At 67.5% G+C, this 20,360-nt stretch carries 12 protein-coding genes; 3 read left to right on the forward strand and 9 right to left on the reverse strand.

The annotated features are described in order from the left end of the window. Positions 1-80 precede the first annotated feature (80 nt). Positions 81-749 carry a TetR/AcrR family transcriptional regulator gene (locus HWX07_RS00180; protein WP_175874707.1) on the reverse strand — a complete coding sequence of 223 codons (669 nt, stop codon included), beginning with the start codon at positions 747-749 and terminating at the stop codon, positions 81-83. A gap of 131 nt (positions 750-880) precedes the next feature. On the opposite strand from HWX07_RS00180, the gene HWX07_RS00185 reads away from it, so the two are divergent. Together HWX07_RS00185 and HWX07_RS00190 are read left to right on the forward strand one after the other, a co-directional pair. After that, positions 881-2,533, forward strand: a complete 1,653-nt coding sequence (locus tag HWX07_RS00185) for an acyl-CoA dehydrogenase family protein (RefSeq protein WP_175874708.1) — start codon at positions 881-883, stop codon at positions 2,531-2,533. A 50-nt stretch (positions 2,534-2,583) separates the two neighbouring features. Beyond that, positions 2,584-4,092 (forward strand): AMP-binding protein, encoded by a 1,509-nt coding sequence (locus HWX07_RS00190; protein WP_175874709.1) that lies wholly within the window; start codon positions 2,584-2,586, stop codon positions 4,090-4,092. Positions 4,093-4,307: 215 nt separating this feature from the next. On the opposite strand, the gene HWX07_RS00195 is transcribed toward HWX07_RS00190, so the two are convergent. The 4 genes from HWX07_RS00195 to hemE form a co-directional block, all read right to left on the reverse strand. Then, complete coding sequence (locus HWX07_RS00195; RefSeq protein WP_011546793.1) at positions 4,308-5,447, reverse strand: branched-chain amino acid ABC transporter substrate-binding protein; 1,140 nt, start codon at positions 5,445-5,447, stop codon at positions 4,308-4,310. Positions 5,448-5,531: 84 nt separating this feature from the next. Continuing rightward, the gene (gene putA, locus HWX07_RS00200) at positions 5,532-9,464 is read right to left on the reverse strand and encodes a trifunctional transcriptional regulator/proline dehydrogenase/L-glutamate gamma-semialdehyde dehydrogenase (RefSeq protein ID WP_175874710.1); all 3,933 of its coding nucleotides are present in this window, start codon (positions 9,462-9,464) and stop codon (positions 5,532-5,534) included. Between the two features lie 415 nt (positions 9,465-9,879). Then, the gene (locus tag HWX07_RS00205; RefSeq protein WP_175874711.1) at positions 9,880-12,141 is read right to left on the reverse strand and encodes a primosomal protein N'; all 2,262 of its coding nucleotides are present in this window, start codon (positions 12,139-12,141) and stop codon (positions 9,880-9,882) included. Positions 12,142-12,592: 451 nt separating this feature from the next. Next, positions 12,593-13,687 (reverse strand): uroporphyrinogen decarboxylase, encoded by a 1,095-nt coding sequence (gene hemE, locus HWX07_RS00210; protein WP_279612733.1) that lies wholly within the window; start codon positions 13,685-13,687, stop codon positions 12,593-12,595. 149 nt (positions 13,688-13,836) lie between these two features. Here hemE and HWX07_RS00215 point away from each other — a divergent pair, with 149 nt between their 5' ends. Continuing rightward, on the forward strand, positions 13,837-14,649 hold the full coding sequence (locus HWX07_RS00215) for a transporter substrate-binding domain-containing protein (protein ID WP_175874713.1): 813 nt from the start codon (positions 13,837-13,839) through the stop codon (positions 14,647-14,649). Between the two features lie 735 nt (positions 14,650-15,384). On the opposite strand, the gene HWX07_RS00220 is transcribed toward HWX07_RS00215, so the two are convergent. The 4 genes from HWX07_RS00220 to atpG all read right to left on the reverse strand — a co-directional run bounded on the left by HWX07_RS00220 (position 15,385) and on the right by atpG (position 20,257). Further along, a complete protein-coding gene (locus HWX07_RS00220) occupies positions 15,385-17,112 on the reverse strand; it encodes an AMP-binding protein (RefSeq protein ID WP_175874714.1) in 1,728 nt (575 codons plus the stop codon). A gap of 264 nt (positions 17,113-17,376) precedes the next feature. Then, entirely contained in the window at positions 17,377-17,802 is a 426-nt protein-coding gene (locus tag HWX07_RS00225) for a F0F1 ATP synthase subunit epsilon (RefSeq protein WP_006477288.1), read from the reverse strand. 118 nt (positions 17,803-17,920) lie between these two features. After that, on the reverse strand, positions 17,921-19,315 hold the full coding sequence (gene atpD, locus HWX07_RS00230) for a F0F1 ATP synthase subunit beta (protein WP_006477287.1): 1,395 nt from the start codon (positions 19,313-19,315) through the stop codon (positions 17,921-17,923). 66 nt (positions 19,316-19,381) lie between these two features. Continuing rightward, positions 19,382-20,257, reverse strand: coding sequence for a F0F1 ATP synthase subunit gamma (atpG, locus tag HWX07_RS00235; protein WP_034209645.1), 876 nt, complete (start codon positions 20,255-20,257; stop codon positions 19,382-19,384). Between the last annotated feature and the right edge of the window lie 103 nt (positions 20,258-20,360).

Below are 20,360 nucleotides of genomic sequence, written 5' to 3' on the forward strand. Positions count from 1 at the left end.
ATGGCTCACCCGGAGGAGGGCCTGATGGCAAGGCCAGCCTGCGCGCCTGATATGCGAATCAGGCATTTCCCCGAAGAAGGCTACGCGCCCGCCGCCGCGAGGTACGCGAGCAGCACGGCCCGCAGTTCACGGCGCTGCGCGGCGAAATCGAGCGCCGGCCCGAGCGTCAGCAGCGCCTGCGACAGCCCGCCATAGCAGATCGTGTGGGCCATCCGCGCGAGCCCGTCGAGCCGAGCGGCCGGCGGCGGGTCGGCCGCGTGGGCCAGCGCGTCGTGCCACAGCGCGACATAGGCGTCGTAATGCCGGCGATAGGCGGCGAGCGGCGACACCTGCCGCTCCAGCGCGAGCAGCGCGCCCCACAGTGCCGCGTCGGCGGCGATCGTATCGACCTGGAGGTCGACCAGCGCGACGGCGAGTTCGGCCCGCGGCGCACCGCGCAACCGCTGCACCGTGTCGCGCAGCCGGTCGGCCAGCGCCTGCACGCGGCGGTGGATGCAGAGCGCCGCGAGGCTCTGTTTGTCGCCGAAATACTCGTAGAAGGTGCCGATGCTGACGCCCGCGACGGCCGCGATCTCGCGGATCGTCGCCTTCGCGTAGCCGCGTTCGAGCAAAAGCTGAACGAACGCCTGCTGCAGCGCGTCGGAACTCGCCTGCGCGCGCGACTGGCGCGGCCGGCGGCGCAATGCGGGCGCGGGTTGCGCCGCCGGCGAGCCGGGCGGCGCCGGAACCTGAACATGTCGCGGCGGCATATTTGCTACTCTGAATTCAGCAGGGAATACGTTTTACCGGAAGCCGGAACCCGCGCCGAAACGCCCTGCGCGCGGCATCACGCCGGCTGACCGCGAAGCATGAGACCGGAGACAACCCGGAGACAACCGCGATGACCGACTCGACTCACGCCGTCACGAACCAGTTCGACGAACTCGTCGACTATAACCTCTTCGCGACGGATCTCGCGCTGCGCGATGCGCTCGCCCGGGCCGGCGCCGACTGGGCCGTGCCGCAGCTCGACGCGTACGGCGCGCGGCTCGGCAGCGCCGACACCGCACGGCTCGCCGACGAAGCGAACCAGCACACGCCGGAACTGCACACGTTCGACCGGCGCGGCCGGCGCATCGACCGCGTCGACTTCCATCCCGCCTGGCACGCGCTGCTCGGCCAGTACCGCCACGAAGGCTTCGTGTCGCTCGCGTTCCGCGACCCGCGCCGCGGCCGCTGGGCCGCGACGGCCGCCGGCTTCTACCTGCATGGCCAGATCGAGGCCGGCACGCTGTGCCCGGCGACGATGACGCAGGCCGCGATCCCCGTGCTGCAGAAGGAGCCGGCACTGTGGGACCTGCTGCGCGACAAGCTCTACAGCGACGACTACGATCCGCGCGACGTGCCGGTCGCCGACAAGCGCGCGATCTGGTTCGGCATGGGCATGACCGAGAAACAGGGCGGCTCCGACGTGCGGGCGAACACGACGCTCGCCACGCCGGTCGGCGCGGGCGGGCGCGGCGGCGAATACCGGCTGCGCGGCCACAAGTGGTTCTTCTCCGCGCCGATGTGCGACGCGCACCTGGTCGTCGCGCGCACCGAGGCCGGCAGCCCGTCGTGCTTCTACGTGCCGCGCTGGCGGCCGGACGGCACGAAGAACGCGGTCGAGATCCAGCGACTGAAGAACAAGGTCGGCAACCGCAGCAACTCGAGCAGCGAGATCGAGCTGAACGACGCGTGGGGCATCATGCTCGGCGACGAAGGCCGCGGCATTCCCACCATCATCGAGATGGCCACCTACACGCGGCTGAACTGCGTGCTCGGCAGCGCGGCGATGCTGCGCCAGGGCGTCGTGCAGGCGATCGCGTACACGCGCCAGCGCCATGCGTTCGGCCGCGCGCTCGCCGAGCAGCCGCTGATGCGCACCGTGCTCGCCGATCTCGCGCTCGAAAGCGAGGCGGCGCTGTCGCTCGCGATGCGGCTCGCCGACGCGTTCGAGCGCGACGACTCGCCCCGCGAACGCGCATGGAAGCGGATCGTCACGCCCACCGCGAAATTCTGGGTCTGCAAGCGCGCGGTCGAGCTGACCGGCGAGGTGATGGAAGTGTTCGGCGGCAACGGTTACGTCGACGACGGCCCGATCGCGCGCCTGTTCCGCGAGGCGCCCGTCAACTCGATCTGGGAAGGCTCGGGCAACGTGATGTGTCTCGACGTGCTGCGTGCGGTGTCGCGCGAGCCCGACGCGGCAGCCGCGCTGTTCGACGAACTGGCCGACCTCGGCGCGGGCGAACCGCGCATTCGTGCCGCGCTCGACGGATTGCGCGCGATGCTCGCCGCCCCGGCCGACACGCTCGAAGCGTCGGGCCGCGTGTTCGCGCAGCGGCTCGCGGTCGTCGCGCAGGCGTGCCTGCTGCGCCGCGATGCGCCGGCGGCCGTCGCCGACGCGTTCGTCGCGACGCGGCTTGCCGCGCCCGACTGGGGCCGTATCGCGGGCGGCTTCGATCCACGCGCGATCGACGTCGCCGCGCTGCTGCAGCGCGCGTACCCGGCCTGACGCCGGCCCGTTCACCCGAATTCACGTTCGTTCGCCCGCCCGGAGCCTCGATGAATCTCGTCGCCGCCCTCGACCGCGCCGCCCGTGCGACGCCCGACAAGCCGTTCCTCGTCAGCGAATCCGCGACGATCACGTATGCGGCCGCGCGCGAGCGTTCGCACCGCGCGGCGGCCGTGCTGAGCGCGCTCGGCGTCGCGGCCGGCGATCGTGTCGCCGCGATGTGCTTCAACACGCCGGCTTTCGTCGACCTGATGTTCGGCGCATGGCGGCTCGGCGCGGCGTTCGTGCCGATCAACCACAAGCTGCAGGCGCCGGAAGTCGACTACGTGCTCGAACACAGCGGCAGCACCGTGCTGCTGTTCGACGTGGCGCTCGCGCCGGTGGTCGAGCGGATCGTGCACCCGGCACGGCGGCTCGTGACCGAGGGCGAACTCGACGGCGTGCCGAACTTCGACACGATGTGCGCGACGATGGACGGCCTCCCGGGCATCGAGCCGGCCGACGACGACGTCGCGCAGATCCTCTACACGTCCGGCACGACCGGCCGCCCGAAGGGTTGCGTGCACAGTCATCGCACGGTGACGCTCGCCGCGATGCAGGCGGCGCTCGCGATCGGCATCGGCCGCAACGAGCGCACGCTGATGGCGATGCCGATCTGGCATTCGTCGCCGCTGAACAACTGGTTCGGCGGCACGCTGGTCGCGGGCGGCACCGTCGTGCTGCTGCGCGAATACCATCCGCTGCGCTTCCTGCAGACCGTCGAGCGCGAGCGCGTGACGCTGTATTTCGGCGCGCCGGTGTCGTACACGCTGCCGCTCGACACGATCGACGGCTTCGCGGCATTCGACCTGTCGAGCGTGCGCGCGTGGTTGTACGGCGGCGGCCCGATCGGCGCCGCGCAGGCCGAGCGGCTCGCGCAAGCGTATCGCAGCCACGCGTTCTTTCAGGTCTACGGAATGACGGAAACGGGGCCGGCCGGCACGACGCTGCATCCGGACGAGCAGATCGCGAAGGCCGGCTCGATCGGCCGCCACGGCGGCCCGGGCGTCGACCTGCGGGTCGTGCGGATGGACGGCGTCGATGCGCGGCCGGGCGAGACCGGCGAGATCTGGCTGAAGGCCGACAGCATGATGCTCGGCTATCTCGACGACGCGGCCGCGACGCGCGCCGCGTTCGCGCCGGGCGGCTGGTATCGCACCGGTGACGTCGCGCGGATCGATCAGGATGGCTATCTGTTCATCGTCGACCGGCTGAAGGACATGATCGTCACCGGCGGCGAGAACGTCTATTCGAAGGAGGTGGAGGACGTGCTCGGCGCGCACCCGGACATCGCCGAGGCGGCCGTCGTCGGCGTTCCGCATCCGGACTGGGGCGAAACGGTCGTCGCACACGTCGTGACGCGGGCGAACGCGGCGCCCGATGCGGATGCGCTGCGCGCGTTCTGCGGCGAGCGGCTCGCCGCGTACAAGATTCCGCGCGAGTTCACGTTCGCGCAGGCGCTGCCGCGCACGCCGACGGGCAAGCTGCAGAAGTTCTTGCTGCGCATGCGTCGCGAATAGCTGTGACGCACGAGCGAGTCGCGCGACGCGGCGTTGAACATACTGTCGACCAAATCATTACTTGGAAAGCCGCCTCCAGCTCCATGTCGCGCCGCGTAGCTCCGCCGGCAAATACAAAACCCGCCGAAAGCGCTTCGCGCTCGCGGCGGGTCCGGCATGCTCGCCGGCACCGCACAATTCCGCGGCCCGGCAATCATCCTGCTACGCCATGCGGCTTACTTGCCACCGATGCTCTTCAGCGGCTTCCAGTCGCCCTTCTCGACCTTGTACATCGTGATGCCGCCGTTCTTCAGGTCGCCCTTCGCGTCATACGCGACGTGCGTCGACGTCACACCGGCCATGTCGGTCTTCGCGAGCACCGGCAGGTACTTCGCCGGATCGGTCGAATCGGCCTTCTTCATCGCGTTCAGCATCGCCATCGCGCCGTCGTACGCGTACGGCGAGTACGTCTGCACGTCTTCGCCGAAACGCTTCTTGTACTTGTCCGCGTAAGCCTTGCCGCCCGGCATTTCTTCCAGCGGCAGGCCGGCCAGCGACGCGATCGTGCCTTCGGCCGCGTTGCCCGCGATCTTCAGGAACGTCGGCGTCTTCACCATTTCGCCGCTCATCAGCGGGGCGGTGATGCCGAGCGTCTTCATCTGCTTGACCATCGGCGCTGCCTGCGAATCCGCGCCGCCGTAGTAGACGAGGTCCGGCTTCGCCGCCTTCAGCTTCGTCAGAATCGCCTTGAAGTCGACGGCCTTGTCGTTCGTGAATTCACGGTCGACGATCGTCGCGCCGCCAGCCTTCGCGGCCTTCTCGAACTGGTCGGCGAGACCCTGGCCGTAGGCCGTGCGGTCGTCGACGATCGCGATCTTCTTCATGCCGAGATCCTTCGACGCGAACGTGCCGGCCACCGAGCCCTGCTGCGTGTCGGACGTCATCATGCGGAAGGTCGTCTTGTAACCCTGCTGCGTGTATTCCGGCGCCGTCGCCATCGCGATTTCCGGAATGCCCGCGTTCGCGTAGATGCGCGAAGCCGGAATCGTCGTGCCCGAGTTGAAGTGGCCGAGCATGCCCTTGATGCCGTCGTCGACCAGCTTCTGGGCAACCGTCGTACCCGTGCGCGGGTCAGCCTGGTCGTCCTGCGTGTCGAGCACGAACTTCACTGCCTTGCCGCCGATCTTCGGGTTCGTCGCGTTGAAGTCTTCCAGCGCGAGCACGATCCCGTTCTGCATATCCTTGCCGTAGTGCGCCTGCGCGCCCGTCATCGGCCCTGCGTAACCAATCTTCACGTCATCCGCATGAGCCGTCCCCGCCAGCGACATGACCGCGACGAACGTCGCGCCTGCCACCTTTTTCATCGTGTGTTGCATAGCATCTCCTTGGTACCAGGGTAAATGAAGCGGCTTCGGGATCGCCTGGCCGCTTCCTTTGTTTGATCCGAACGGCAAGGATGATCAGCCGATCGTCATCAAATTCGCATTGCCGCCCGCCGCGGCCGTATTCACGCTCACCGAGCGTTCCGTCAGCAGCCGCTCGAGCGCGTAGTCCTCCGCATCGCCGTTCTCGAACGCGCCCGCCGACACGCCCTGCACCGACACGATCGGGCCCGGCCGCTGCGCGACGTCCTTCACGAGCGTCTGCAGTTCGTCGCTGTCGCCTTCGAACAGCACCGCATCGAACGGCGCGTCGGCCTGCTTGCGCACGGCCGCGTGCGCCTTCAGCGACGCCGGCAGCGCGGCGACCAGCGCCTCGCCCGCCGCGCCGGCGAACAACGCGCGGTTGCCGGTCGCCAGCACCGCCGCGAACTGCGCACGTGCGCCGCCCGGCGTCGCCGCGACACACAGCACCGTGCCGCGCGGGCCGAGTGTATACGTGTTTCGCTCGCCCGTCGGGCCGCTCAGCACGGCGGTCGCGCCGGCCGGCACCTGTGCGAGATAGCCGTCGCAACGCGCGGCCAGCGCCGGCTCGCGCTGCTCGATCAGCCAGTCGCGCAGCGTCGTGAGCGCCGCGGCCGGGTTGCCGCGCGCATCGCTTTCGGTCGCGCCGTCCGCCACCAGCGCCTGCGCGAGCGCGCGAGGCAGGCCCGACGGACGCGTCGCGAGCAGGCGCTGCAGGTACAGCGCGCCGCCGGCCTTCGGGCCCGTGCCCGACAGCCCTTCGCCGCCGAACGGCTGCACGCCGACCACCGCGCCGATCACGTTGCGGTTCACGTAGATGTTGCCCACGTGCGCATTCGAGATCACGTGCGCGATCGTCTCGTCGATCCGCGTATGGATGCCGAGCGTCAGCCCGTAGCCGGTCGCGCGGATCTGCTCGAGCAGCTTGTCGAGCTGGCTGCGGCGGTAGCGCACCACGTGCAGCACGGGGCCGAACACTTCACGCTTCAACTCGTCGATGCTGCCGATCTCGATCAGCGTCGGCGGCACGAACGTGCCGTGCGCGCATGCGTCGGGCATCGGCAGTTGCGTGACCGCGTGGCCCTTGTCCTTCATCGCCGCGACGTGCGTGTCGATCGTCTGCTTCGCTTCGGCGTCGATCACCGGGCCGACGTCGGTCGACAGCCGGTCCGGGTTGCCGAGCGCCAGCTCGTGCATCGCGCCCTTGAGCATCGTCAGCGTGCGGTCCGCGACGTCGTCCTGCAGACACAGAACGCGCAGCGCCGAACACCGTTGACCGGCCGAGTCGAACGACGACTGCATCACGTCCGCGACGACCTGCTCCGCGAGCGCCGACGAGTCGACGATCATTGCGTTCTGGCCGCCCGTTTCGGCGATCAGCGGAATCGGCTTGCCGTCCGGATCGAGGCGCGCGGCGAGCGTCTTGTTGATCAGGCGCGCGACTTCGGTCGAACCCGTGAACATCACCGCCCGCGTGCGCGGATCGGCGACCAGCGCCGCGCCGACGGTCTCGCCGGTGCCCGGCAGCAGTTGCACCGCGCCGGCCGGCACACCGGCCTCGCGCAAGAGGCGCACGGCTTGCGCGGCGATCAGCGGCGTCTGTTCGGCCGGCTTCGCAAGCACCGTGTTGCCGGCGGCGAGCGCCGCGGCCACCTGGCCCATGAAGATCGCGAGCGGGAAGTTCCACGGGCTGATACAGACCACGGGGCCCAGCGGGCGGTGCGTGTCGTTCGAGAATTCACCGCGGATCTGCGCCGCGTAATAGCGCAGGAAGTCGACCGCTTCGCGGATTTCGGCGATCGCGTTCGGCAGCGACTTGCCGGCTTCGCGCACGATCAGGCCCATCAGCGTGTGCATCTGCGCTTCGAGCAGGTCGGCGGCGCGCACCAGGCAATCGGCGCGCGCGTCGACCGGCGTCGCCTGCCAGATCGGCGCGGCGGCCACCGCGTGCGCGAGCGCCGCGCTCACGTGCTCGGACGTCGCTTCGCTGACCGTGCCGACCACGTCGCGCTGGTCGGCCGGGTTACGCACGTCGCGCGCCGGGGCGTCGGCGAGCGCGTCGTCGGCGAGCATCGGCGCCGCGCGCCACGGGTGGTGCGCGCTCGCGAGCAACGCGGACGACAGCGACGCGAGACGATGTTCGTTCGACAGGTCGAGCCCCATCGAGTTGGGACGCTCGTCGCCGTACAGGTGGCGCGGCAGCGGAATCTTCGCGTGGGGCGCGCCGAGCGGCACGACCTTCGACGCTTCGTCGACCGGATCGGCGACCAGCTCCTTCACCGGCACGGTCTTATCCGCAATGCGGTTCACGAACGACGTGTTCGCCCCGTTTTCCAGCAAACGGCGCACGAGGTACGCGAGCAGCGTCTCGTGCGTGCCGACCGGCGCGTACACGCGGCACGGACGGTTCAGCTTGTCGCGGCCCGTGACTTCCTCGTACAGCGGCTCGCCCATCCCGTGCAGGCACTGGAATTCGTACTGGCCCGGGTAGTAGTTCTGGCCGGCCAGGTGATAGATCGCGGCCAGCGTGTGCGCGTTGTGCGTCGCGAATTGCGGGTAGACGGCGTCCGGCGCTCCGAGCAGCTTCTTCGCGCACGCGAGGTACGACACGTCGGTGTAGATCTTGCGCGTGTAGACCGGATAGCCTTCGAGGCCGTCGACCTGCGCCCGCTTGATCTCGCTGTCCCAGTACGCGCCCTTCACGAGGCGGATCATCAGGCGGTGACGGCTGCGGCGCGCGAGATCGATCAGGTAGTCGATCACGAACGGGCAGCGTTTCTGGTAACCCTGCACGACGAAGCCGATGCCGTTCCAGCCCGCGAGCTCCGGATCGAAGCACAGCGCCTCGAGCAGGTCGAGCGACAGTTCGAGACGGTCGGCTTCTTCCGCGTCGATGTTCAGGCCGATGTCGTAGCGGCGCGCGAGCAGCGCCAGCGCACGCACGCGCGGCAGCAGCTCGCTCATCGTGCGGTCCTGCTGCGAACGCGAGTAGCGCGCATGCAGCGCCGACAGCTTGATCGAGATGCCCGGGCCTTCGTAGATGCCGCGGCCGCCGGCCGCCTTGCCGATCGCGTGGATCGCCTGTTCGTACGACGCGTAGTAGCGCTGCGCATCCTCTTCGGTCGTCGCCGCTTCGCCGAGCATGTCGTACGAGTAGCGGAAGCCGCGCGCTTCGTACTTGCGGCTGTTCGCGAGCGCCTCGGAAATCGTTTCGCCGGTGACGAACTGCTCGCCCATCAGGCGCATCGCCATGTCGACGCCCTTGCGGATCAGCGGCTCGCCGCCGCGGCCGATCAGGCGCGTGAGCGCCGACGACAGGCCCGCTTCGCTGTTGGTCGTCACGAGCTTGCCGGTGATCATCAGCCCCCAGGTCGCCGCGTTCACGAACAGCGACGGCGCGTGGCCGACGTGCGAGCGCCAGTCGCCCTTGCTGATCTTGTCGCGGATCAGCGCATCGCGCGTCGCGCGATCGGGAATACGCAGCAGCGCTTCGGCGAGGCACATCAGCGCGACGCCTTCCTGGCTCGACAGCGAGAACTCGTGGATCAGCCCCTCGACGCCGCCGCCCGAGCTCTTCTCGCGCAGCGCCTCGACCAGCTTCGTCGCGAGCGCCTGCACGTCCGCCTGGAGGTTCGCGGGCAGGCGCGCCTGGCCGAGCAGGAACGGCACGCATTCCGGCTCCGGACGGCGGTACGCGGCCGTGATCGCCGCGCGCAGCACCGATTGCGGCTGCACGTTCTGCGCGAACTCGAGGAACGGATGCGGCGAGTTGTCGTCGTCGCCGTCCGCGGCCTGACCGTCGGCGAGCTCCGTCACGCCGCTGTGGCCCGACAGCTCGGGCGGCAGCTGGCCGTGCTCGATCCGCTCGAGATACGCGAAGATCGCCTGCTTGATCAGCCAGTGGGGAGTGCGCTCGAGACGCGCCGCCGCGTCTTTCAGGCGCGAGCGGAGAAGGTCGTCGACTTTGACGCCGAGAGTCGTGCTTGCCATGGTGGGTTCGTGCGCCGGTGCGAGTCCGGCAATGTGGTGTAAGAGGATGCGCGAAATCCTACGGCACGCAATAAAAAGGTGCAACCAAATTGAGAGATAGGTTGCACCCATAAGTTAGTCAATATAATCAGCCACTTATGTGGTTGCAACCTAGGGGTTGCCCGTGGTTCGAGGATCGGTGTTTTCCCTGATCGGGACGATTCGGCACACGTGTGCAACCCTCCGCCTGCGCGGACACGGCCGGAAACGGGTTGCACTGGGGTGTGACGCGGCGCGGTGCCGGCGTCGGATAGGCGACGGAGGGGATTGGGCACCGGCGCCCAGGTGTTCGGGTCGGGCAATGCGACGGACGAGGGTTCGGGTACGCGGCGGCAACCCGAGTGCCGGATATCCCGCAACGCCGCGCGGGCGCCGTTCAGATATCCAGCGGATCGACCTCGACGCTCCACCGCAGCACGCCCTTCAGCGCGCGCAGTTCCGGCTGCCATGCGCGCAGCGCGTGCTGCAGCGCCGCCCGCGACGCGCTTTCGAGCAGCAGCTGCGCGCGGTGAACGTTCGCGACCTTCACGATCGTCATCGGCACCGCGTCGTACACGGTCACGCGATCGGCGCCCGGCAGCCCCGGCAACGCGGCCGCGGCCTGCAGCAAGAACGCGAGCGCCGCGTCGAGCGTGCGCCCTTCGGCGCGCAGCAGCGCCTGATAGACGAATGGCGGCAGGTGCGCGTCGCGACGCTCGGCGAGCGTCGAATTCGCGAAGCCCACGTAGTCCTGCCGCCCGAGCGCGTGGTACAGCGCGTGACGCGGGTAGCGCGTCTGCACCATCACCTCGCCCGGCAGCCCGGCGCGCCCCGCGCGGCCGCTCACCTGCATCAACTGCGCGAACAGCCGCTCGCTCGCGCGGAAGTCGTGCGAGAACAGCGCGGTATCGGCATTAAGCACACCGACGAGCGACACGCGCTGGAAGTCGTGCCCTTTCGCGATCATCTGCGTGCCGACCAGAATGTCGACTTCGCCCGCGTGCACGTCGGAAAAAAGCGCCTGCGCGCTGCCCTTGCGGCGCGTGCTGTCGGCATCGATCCGCAGAATCCGCGCGCCCGGCACCGCCTCGGCGAGCGCCTCCTCGATGCGCTGCGTGCCGCGCCCGAGCGGCGCGATGTCGACGTTCCCGCACTCGGGGCACGAGCGCGGAATGCGCGCTTCCCAGCCGCAGTGATGGCAGCGCAGCGCATGCTCGGGCTTGTGCAGCACGACGTACGCGCTGCAACGCGGGCAGCCGGCCACCCAGCCGCATGCGTCGCACGCGAGCTGTGGCGCGTAACCGCGCCGGTTCAGGAACACGAGACTCTGTTCGCCGCGTTCGAGCCGCGCCTTCAGCGCCGCGACGAGCGGCCCCGACAGCCCGCCCATCGACGCACGCCCGCGCCGCCGTTCCTCTTCGAGATCGATCAGCCGCACGGTCGGCAGCGTCGCGTCGGCCACCGCGCGACGCGACAGCGTGAGCCGCGTGTAGCGCCCCTGCTCGGCCTGCCACCAGCTTTCGAGCGACGGCGTGGCCGAGCCGAGCACGACCGGGATGCCGAGCTGCTTTGCGCGCCACACGGCCAGGTCGCGGGCCGAATAGCGCAGCCCTTCCTGCTGCTTGTACGCGGGCTCGTGCTCCTCGTCGACGACGATCAGCGCGAGCGTCGGCATCGACGCGAGCACCGCGAGCCGCGTGCCGAGCACGATCCGCGCGCGGCCCGTGTGCGCGGCAAGCCAGTTGCGCGCCCGTTCGCCTTCGGCGAGCCCGCTGTGCAGCGTGACGATCGCGTCGTCGGCGAGCGCGCCTGCGAAGCGCGCGCGAAACGCGGCCTCGAACTGCGGCGTCAGGTTGATTTCGGGCACGAGCACGAGCGCCTGCGCGTCCGGCCGCGCGTCGAGCAGCGACGCGAGCGCATGCAGATAGACTTCGGTCTTGCCGCTGCCCGTCACGCCATGCAGCAGGAACGGCGCGAAGCCTTGCGCCGCGCGAATCGCGTCGAGCGCCTCGGCCTGCTGGTCCGTCAACGCCGGCGGCACAGCTCGTCCACTGCTTGTCGACAGGTTATCCACAGGGTTGGCCACAGGCGCATCGGCCCAGCCGATCTCCTCGACGTCCACCCAGCCGCGCGCCGCCCAGTCGTCGAGCGTCGCGGCCGCCTTCGGATGGAGCGCGCGCGCATCCGGCAGCGTCAGCGAGCCGGTATCGGCCAGCGCCTGCGCGAGCCGGCGCAGCGCGGCGCCGCGCGCGGGCAACGCATCGGGCAGCGCCGCGCGGCCGGCTTCGGTCGGCCGGTAGCGCACTTCCGGCGCGAGCAGCCGCCCCCAGCGCCCGGCGTCGCGCAACGCCTGCGGCAGCGCCGGCAACGCGACCTCGCCGCGCCCGCGCTGATAATAGTCGGCGGCGAACGACACGAGCGCGAGCCAGTCCGCCGACAACGGCGGCAGGTCGGCACAGATCGCGTCGACCGCACGCAGCCGCGACGGCGGGACATCGGTGTGAGTGGTGACTTCGCAGACGAGCCCGACGGCCTGCCGCTTGCCGAACGGCACCTGCACGAGCGTGCCGGGCACGGGTGTCGGCTGCACGTCGCAGCGGTAGTCGAACAGGGTCGCGAGCGGGTGGTCGAGCGCCACGCGCAGGTAGGTACCGCTCATCCACACGCTCCGGCAGCGGCGGCACGCAAGGGACGGACGGCCAGCATCCGCGCCCGCATCGCGACGGCGAACTTAAAGTAAAACTTCAGATTCGGCGCTAAGTTTTGGATTCGCATTAGGAATCGCCGTATACCCTGCCCAGCCTGTGGATAACTTTGTTGAGAACTCGCCCCTCAACGGCCGCAACGCGCGCGGGGCCGCGCTTTCCGCTGTTTTTCGCCGCTTGCGGAGGTATCCCGCGAAGCCTTATTCCATAAGGCTGCTATTCAAATTACCGAACCATAGCGAGACAAATTGACCGATACGGGGCTCTACCGCGCTGCAACGTGGAAAATGTGTATAAGTCAAGTCTTGACAAGCACCGAATCGGCAACGGGAGCGGCGTTGCGTCCTGTTTAGTTTCAGAAACGAAACATCGTCATGCCGCAGCGCAGCATGACGACGCTTGCGTTCAGCGCGCCGCTCCGCTACGGATCGCGCGGCTGTGGGTATGCACTTCGTCGACGAGTTCGGCGACGTGATCGGGCGACGTGAATTGCGAGATGCCGTGCCCGAGGTTGAACACGTGGCCCGGATGGTTGCCGTAGCTGTCGAGCACCGCGCGCGCCTGTTCGCGCACCGCGGCCGGCGGTGCGAACAGGATCGTCGGGTCGAGGTTGCCCTGCAGCGCCACGCGCCCCGCGACGCGCTCGCGCGCGGCGCCGAGGTTGACCGTCCAGTCGAGCCCGACCGCGTCGACGCCGGTCGCCGCGATCTCCTCGAGCCACAGCCCGCCGCCCTTCGTGAACGTGATCACCGGCACGCGCTCGCCGTCATGCTCGCGCTTGAGCTGCGACACCACGCGGCGGATGTAGTCGAGCGAGAAGCGCTGGTACGCGCCGTCGGCCAGCGCGCCGCCCCAGGTATCGAAGATCATCACGGCCTGCGCGCCCGCTTCGATCTGCGCGTTCAGGTATGCGGCCACCGCCTGGGCGTTCACGTCGAGGATCCGGTGCATCAGGTCGGGGCGCGAATACGCCATCGACTTCACCGTGCGGAAATCGTCCGAGCCGCCGCCTTCGACCATGTAGCACGCGAGCGTCCACGGGCTGCCCGAGAAGCCGATCAGCGGCACGCGCTGACGGCCCTGGCCGTCGGTGAGCGCGCGGCGGATCTCGCGCACGGCGCCCGTCACGTAGCCGAGCGTCTCCTCGATGTCCGGCACCGCGAGCTTCGCGACGTCGGCCTCGGTGCGCACCGGATGCGCGAACTTCGGCCCTTCGCCGACCTGGAAGTCGAGGCCGAGCCCCATCGCGTCGGGAATCGTCAGGATGTCGGAGAACAGGATCGCGGCGTCGAGCGGAAAGCGCTCGAGCGGCTGCAGCGTCACCTCGGTCGCGTAGTCGGGATTCTTCGCGAGACCCAGGAAGCTGCCGGCGCGCGCGCGCGTCGCGTTGTATTCGGGCAGGTAGCGGCCGGCCTGACGCATCAGCCAGATCGGCGTGTAGTCGGTCGGCTCGCGCAGAAGCGCACGCAGGAAGGTGTCGTTGAGCAGGTTATGGGCCACGGTAGGAGCGACGATGCGAAGGCAAAGCGGCATTTTACCGGACAGCCGCGATCGGGCTGCGCATGCCGATGCGATGGCGGCCATATGACGCGCGCGATGGCTCCGTTATGATCGGACGCTCATATCGAACCGAACGAAGGAGGAGACCGATGAAGACATTCGCCACGCTTGCCATGCTCGCTGCCGCCGCCGCGTTTTGCTGCGCCGCCGCGCACGCGCAGGGCACGACCACGGCGGCGCCCCCGAGCGCCGCTGCCGCCGGCTCGCGGCTCGACGACGTGCTCGCGCGCGGCGCGCTGCGCGTGTGCACGACGGGCGACTACAAGCCGTATTCGTACTATCGCGCGGACGGCCGCTTCGAGGGCATCGACATCGACATGGCGGAATCGCTCGCGAAATCGCTCGGCGTGAAGACCGACTACGTGAAGACGAGCTGGTCGAACCTCACCAACGACTTCGTCGCGAAATGCGACATCGCGGTAGGCGGCGTATCGACGACGCTCGAGCGCCAGAAGCGCGTGTTCTTCACGCAGCCGTACGTCGTCGACGGCAAGACGCCGATCGTGCGCTGCGCGGATGCCGACAAGTACCAGACCGTCGCGCAGATCGACCGGCCCGAGACGCGCGTGATCGTGAATCCGGGCGGCACCAACGAGCGCTTCGCGAAGCAGTTCTTCACGCACGCGAACCTGACCGTCTTCCCGGACAACGTGACGATCTTCAAGCAGATCCTCGCGGGCAAGGCCGACGTGATGGTGACGGATGCGTCCGAGACGCTGCTGCAGCAAAAGCTGAATCCGGGCCTCTGCTCGGTACACCCGGACAAGCCGTTCCAGTTCGGCGAGAAGGCGTACATGGTGCCGCGCGGCGACGTCGCGTTCCAGCAGTACGTCGACCAGTGGCTGCATCTCGCGCTGTCCACCGGTGAATATCAGGCGATTTCGGACAAGTGGCTGAAGTAAGCGGCCCACGCCACGGCGGCCGATCACGGGCACCGACCCAGCGGCCGCCGGGCGTCGACATCTCGCCCGGGCGGCGGCCGGCATGCCGCCGTTACATCTTCCTTCGCGAAGCCGCGACCTTCCCGCAGCGCCAAACCCGCCGCATTGGCCGAACGGCCGACTTTCGCGCGCGCCGATCACGTTTCAAAATCTTTCCGACGAATGAATCGTCATGCGCGGTATCGATCGCGCCGTGCACTTTCTCGCGTGAAAATCGGCAATTCATCGCGCCCGATACGCATGAAAAACTCATCGTGCGCACACCTTGAAAACGCGGTGGAAAATATGGGTAAAAATGACCTTTTTCAGGACCCCGAAAACAGCAAAAAATCCCGGAAAGCCTTATCTGGCGGGCGTTACAACCTGAAACACTTTGTTACCGCGACGGGTCATTAATTCGCCCACAATGGGCCTCAACGGTTTCAACACGGATGCGGTCTCGTGTGCCAAGTGTGAGCGGACGCGAAGCGCTGCGAGCCAGTCGGTCACGTACCGAAGCCCTTCCGAGGGGCATCCCTGTTGGAGTCGTTTCCGGCCCCCCGCCGGACTCGGTTTCATCTTTGGTCTCCTCGCGCTAACCCCGTAGCGTGTGGTTTTTAGCGGGCTAATAAGCCCGCTTTTTTTCGTCCATCGAAAACGTAGCGACCCGCAGGCCGCCACGTTTTTCCAGCATTTTCGGCACCGCACCGTCCCGCTTCACGCCGTCTTCTGCACGTCGAGCTTCAGTTCCTCGATCATCCGCTCGCGCATCACGAACTTCTGCACCTTGCCCGTCACCGTCATCGGCAGCTCGTCGACGAAGCGGATATAGCGCGGAATCTTGTAGTGCGCGATCTGCCCGGTGCAGAACGCGCGCACGTCGTCCTCGGTCATCTGCTCGTCCGCGCGCAGCACGATCCACGCGCACAGCTCCTCGCCGTACTTCGCATCGGGCACGCCGAATACCTGCGCGCTCTGGATCTTCGGATGGCGGAACAGGAATTCCTCGATCTCGCGCGGATAGACGTTCTCGCCGCCGCGAATCACCATGTCCTTCAGGCGGCCGACGATGTTGCAGTAGCCGTCCGCGTCGAGCGTCGCGAGATCGCCCGTATGCATCCAGCCGTCGACCAGCACCTCGCGCGTCTTCGCGTCGTCGTCCCAGTAACCGAGCATCACCGAATAGCCCTTCGTGCACAGCTCGCCCGTCGCGCCGACCGGCACGATGTCGCCGCTCGGATCGACGATCTTCACTTCGAGATGCGGCTGGATGCGGCCGACCGTCGTCGTGCGCTTTTCCAGCGGATCGTCGGTCGAGCTCTGGAACGACACGGGGCTCGTCTCCGTCATCCCGTACGCGATCGTGATTTCGGAAAGATGCATTTGCGACACGACACGCTTCATCGTCTCGATCGGGCACGGCGAGCCGGCCATGATCCCGGTGCGCAGCGTCGACAGGTCGAATGTCGGGAATGCCGGATGATCGAGCTCGGCGATGAACATCGTCGGCACGCCATGCAGCGCGGTGCAGCGCTCCTCGGCCACCGCCGCGAGCGTCGCCACCGGGTCGAACGCTTCGCCGGGGAACACCATCGCGGCGCCCTTCGACACGCAGGCGAGCACCGCCAGCACCATCCCGAAGCAGTGATAGAGCGGCACCGGGATGCAGAGCGAATCCTGTTCGGTGAAACGCATCGCCATCGCGATCGAGCGCGCGTTGTTGACGACGTTGCGGTGCGTGAGCGTCGCGCCCTTCGGGCTGCCGGTCGTGCCGCTCGTGAACTGGATATTGATCGGATCGTTGGCCGTGAGCGCCGCGCCGATCGCATCGAGCAGCGCCGGATCGACGGCCTGGCGGCCGCGCGCCATCACGTCCGCGAAGCGGAACATGCCGGCAGGCGCCACCTCGCCCATCGACACGATCGTACGCAGTTTCGGCACGCGCGCCGCATGCAGGTCGCCCGGCGTCGCGGTCGCGAGCTCCGGCGCGAGGGTCTGCAGCATCTCGACGTACGCGGAGCTCTTGAAGCGCTCGGCCGCGATCACGGCCCTGCAGCCGACCTTGTTCAACGCGTATTCGAGTTCCGACAGCCGGTAGGCCGGGTTGATGTTGACGAGCACCGCGCCGATCCGCGCGGTCGCGAACTGCGTGAGCAGCCACTCGCTGCGGTTCGGCGACCAGATGCCGACACAGTCGCCCTTCACGATCCCGAGCGCGGCAAGGCCTGCGGCCAGCACATCGACCTCGTTCGCGAACTCGCGCCAGCTCCAGCGCACCTGCTGCTCGCGGAACACGACCGCCGGGCGGTCGGGGAAGCGGCCGGCCGTGTCGAGCAGGAACCGGCCGATCGTCGCGTCGGATAGCGGCACGTCGGTCGCGCCGCGCACGTACGACAGTCCGTTTTCGGGCGCGATCAGCGCCCCCTTGCCAAGGTCTGCTGCCATCGATGTCTCCGTCCGTTTTTGTCTGATCGGCCCGCGCGCGCCTGCTGCGCGCCTCCGCCGCAACGATCGCGACGGACGGCCTCACCGCGGATGATGCCGCGCTCCGCTGACGATACTCTGACATCGAATCGCGGCGGACGGGGGAAATAGCACGACCGGCCGATACGATCCGGCCCGCAAAAAGATGGACGAAATGCAGGCGAAACGCGGGCGAAAAAAAAGCAGCCCGAAGGCTGCTTTCTTTCGCGGGATACGCGGCGCGGCTCAGTGCCGGCTGCGGATCTTCGCCAGACGCTGGATCGCTTCGAGCTGCGCCATTGCGGTCGCGAGCTCGGATTGCGCTTTCGCGAGGTCGAGATCCGACTTCGCGTTCTGCAGCGTTTCCTCTGCACGCTTGCGCGCTTCCTCGGCTTTCGCCGCGTCGAGGTCCTTGCCGCGGATCGCGGTATCGGCGAGCACCGTCACGGCGCCCGGCTGCACTTCGAGAATGCCACCTGCGACGAACACGAATTCGTCGTTGCCGCCCTCGACCTCGATGCGCACCGCACCCGGACGAATCCGGGTAATGAGCGGCGTGTGACCCGGCAGAATGCCCAGCTCACCCGTTTCGCCCGGCAGCGCGACGAATTTCGCCTCGCCCGAGAAGATCTGCTCTTCCGCGCTGACGACGTCTACTTTGATGGTTGCCATATCGACTCCAATCTCATCCACGGGTTGAGCGTATTGCGGCCGGCGCAGGCGGCCGGAATAAGTCATTGCTGACTTATCGTTCCGGCCGGCGCTCGCCGGCTTGCGACTCACTCAGCCCTTACTGGATCTTCTTGGCCTTTTCGAAGGCTTCGTCGATCGTGCCGACCATGTAGAACGCCTGTTCCGGCAGGTGGTCGCACTCGCCGTCGACGATCATCTTGAAGCCACGGATCGTTTCCTTCAGCGGCACGTACTTGCCCGGCGAGCCCGTGAACACTTCAGCGACGTGGAACGGCTGCGACAGGAAACGCTGGATCTTACGCGCACGGGCGACCGACAGCTTGTCTTCCGGCGACAGTTCGTCCATGCCCAGAATCGCGATGATGTCGCGCAGTTCCTTGTAGCGCTGCAGCGTCTGCTGAACGCGACGGGTGATCGAGTAGTGCTCTTCACCGATCACGTTCGGGTCGATCTGGCGCGACGTCGAGTCGAGCGGGTCGACCGCCGGGTAGATACCCAGCGAAGCGATGTCACGCGACAGAACGACGGTTGCGTCCAGGTGGCCGAAGGTGGTTGCCGGCGACGGGTCGGTCAAGTCGTCCGCAGGGACGTACACGGCCTGAACCGACGTAATCGAGCCCTTCTTGGTCGACGTGATGCGCTCTTGCAGCTTGCCCATTTCTTCAGCCAGCGTCGGCTGATAGCCCACTGCCGACGGCATACGGCCGAGCAGTGCCGACACTTCGGTACCGGCCAGCGTGAAACGGTAGATGTTGTCGACGAAGAACAGCACGTCGAGGCCTTCGTCACGGAAGTGCTCGGCCATCGTCAGGCCGGTCAGCGCGACGCGCAGACGGTTGCCCGGCGGCTCGTTCATCTGGCCGTACACCAGCGCGACCTTGTCGAGAACGTTCGAGTCCTTCATTTCGTGGTAGAAGTCGTTCCCTTCACGGGTACGCTCGCCCACGCCCGCGAACACGGAGTAACCGCCGTGTTCCTTCGCGATGTTGTTGATGAGCTCCATCATGTTGACGGTCTTGCCCACGCCTGCGCCACCGAACAGGCCAACCTTGCCGCCCTTCGCGAACGGGCAGATCAGGTCGATGACCTTGATACCCGTTTCGAGCAGTTCGGTCGACGGCGACAGTTCGTCGAACGCCGGAGCCTTCTGGTGGATCGAACGCGTCACGTCGCTCTCGATCGGGCCGGCTTCGTCGATCGGACGGCCGAGCACGTCCATGATTCGGCCGAGGGTCGGCTTGCCGACCGGCACCGAGATCGGCTTTGCCGTGTTCTTCACGGTCAGGCCGCGGCGCAGGCCGTCGGATGCACCCAGACAAATGGTACGGACCACGCCGTCGCCCAGCTGTTGCTGGACTTCGAGCGTCAGTTCCGAGCCATCGAGAATGAGCGCGTCGTAGATCTTCGGCATGCTGTCGCGCGGGAATTCCACGTCGATAACGGCGCCGATGCACTGTACGATCTTGCCTTCTACCAAAGCAGCAGTACTCATCGCTTTTCCTTTAAATACCTGATTCTTTACTCGCGCAAAGGCGCAGTTGTCGTCCCGGGCGCGCGCTTAAACAGCGGCTGCGCCGCCGACGATCTCCGACAGTTCTTTCGTGATCGCGGCCTGACGGCTCTTGTTGTATACGAGCTGCAGTTCGCTGATCACCGTCTTCGCGTTGTCGGACGCGGCCTTCATCGCGACCATGCGCGCCGATTGCTCGGACGCCATGTTTTCCGCGACGGCCTGGTACACCAGCGCCTCGACGTAACGCACGAGCAGTTCGTCGACGACGGCCTGCGCGTCCGGCTCGTAGATGTAGTCCCACGACGTCGCCGGCGTACCGTCATCGGCTTCGAAGTGTTCCGACGACAGCGGCAGCAGCTGCTCGATCACGGCTTCCTGCTTCATCGTGTTGACGAAGCGCGTGTAAGCGATATAAACCGCCGACAGCTTGCCTTCCGAGTACAGATCGAGCTGCGTCTTCACGGCGCCGATCAGCTTGTCCAGGTGCGGGGTGTCGCCCAGGTGCACGACCTGCGACATCACCTTCGCGCCGAAGCGGTTCAGGAACCCGAGGCCCTTGCCGCCGATCGCGGTGGCTTCGACCTTCTGGCCCTTCTCTTCCAGCTCCTTGAACTTCTGCACCGTCGCACGCAGCACGTTGGTGTTCAGACCACCGCACAGACCCTTGTCCGTCGTGACGAGGATGATGCCGGCCGTCTGCGCGCCGTCGTTCGCCACCATGAACGGGTGACGGTACTCGGGGTTCGCACGGCTCATGTGCGCGGCGATGGCACGGACCTTGTCTGCATACGGACGAGCGGCGCGCATGCGTTCCTGCGCGCGACGCATCTTCGATGCAGCCACCATCTCCATCGCCTTCGTGATCTTGCGCGTGTTCTGCACGCTCTTGATCTTGCCGCGAATTTCCTTCATTCCAGCCATAGCTTGCTCCTTTGCGCCCCGTGTTAGCGCTTTAGCGCTTTACTCGGGGCTCATGCATCGCTCACCGAAGCGGCGCGGACGCATCATGCGCGCCCGCGCCGCC

The organism is Burkholderia sp. BCC0097, from assembly GCF_902832985.1.
In the GTDB taxonomy this organism is placed as follows: domain Bacteria; phylum Pseudomonadota; class Gammaproteobacteria; order Burkholderiales; family Burkholderiaceae; genus Burkholderia; species Burkholderia orbicola.

What these genes read in the sequence shown, in the direction of transcription:
- HWX07_RS00185 (WP_175874708.1), top strand. Translation starts at nt 881, where the DNA reads ATGACCGACTCGACTCACGCCGTCACGAACCAGTTCGACGAACTCGTC.
- putA (WP_175874710.1), bottom strand. Translation starts at nt 9,464, where the DNA reads ATGGCAAGCACGACTCTCGGCGTCAAAGTCGACGACCTTCTCCGCTCG.
- HWX07_RS00180 (WP_175874707.1), bottom strand. Translation starts at nt 749, where the DNA reads ATGCCGCCGCGACATGTTCAGGTTCCGGCGCCGCCCGGCTCGCCGGCG.
- HWX07_RS00195 (WP_011546793.1), bottom strand. Translation starts at nt 5,447, where the DNA reads ATGCAACACACGATGAAAAAGGTGGCAGGCGCGACGTTCGTCGCGGTC.
- HWX07_RS00205 (WP_175874711.1), bottom strand. Translation starts at nt 12,141, where the DNA reads ATGAGCGGTACCTACCTGCGCGTGGCGCTCGACCACCCGCTCGCGACC.
- HWX07_RS00190 (WP_175874709.1), top strand. Translation starts at nt 2,584, where the DNA reads ATGAATCTCGTCGCCGCCCTCGACCGCGCCGCCCGTGCGACGCCCGAC.
- atpD (WP_006477287.1), bottom strand. Translation starts at nt 19,315, where the DNA reads ATGAGTACTGCTGCTTTGGTAGAAGGCAAGATCGTACAGTGCATCGGC.
- HWX07_RS00220 (WP_175874714.1), bottom strand. Translation starts at nt 17,112, where the DNA reads ATGGCAGCAGACCTTGGCAAGGGGGCGCTGATCGCGCCCGAAAACGGA.
- HWX07_RS00225 (WP_006477288.1), bottom strand. Translation starts at nt 17,802, where the DNA reads ATGGCAACCATCAAAGTAGACGTCGTCAGCGCGGAAGAGCAGATCTTC.
- HWX07_RS00215 (WP_175874713.1), top strand. Translation starts at nt 13,837, where the DNA reads ATGAAGACATTCGCCACGCTTGCCATGCTCGCTGCCGCCGCCGCGTTT.
- atpG (WP_034209645.1), bottom strand. Translation starts at nt 20,257, where the DNA reads ATGGCTGGAATGAAGGAAATTCGCGGCAAGATCAAGAGCGTGCAGAAC.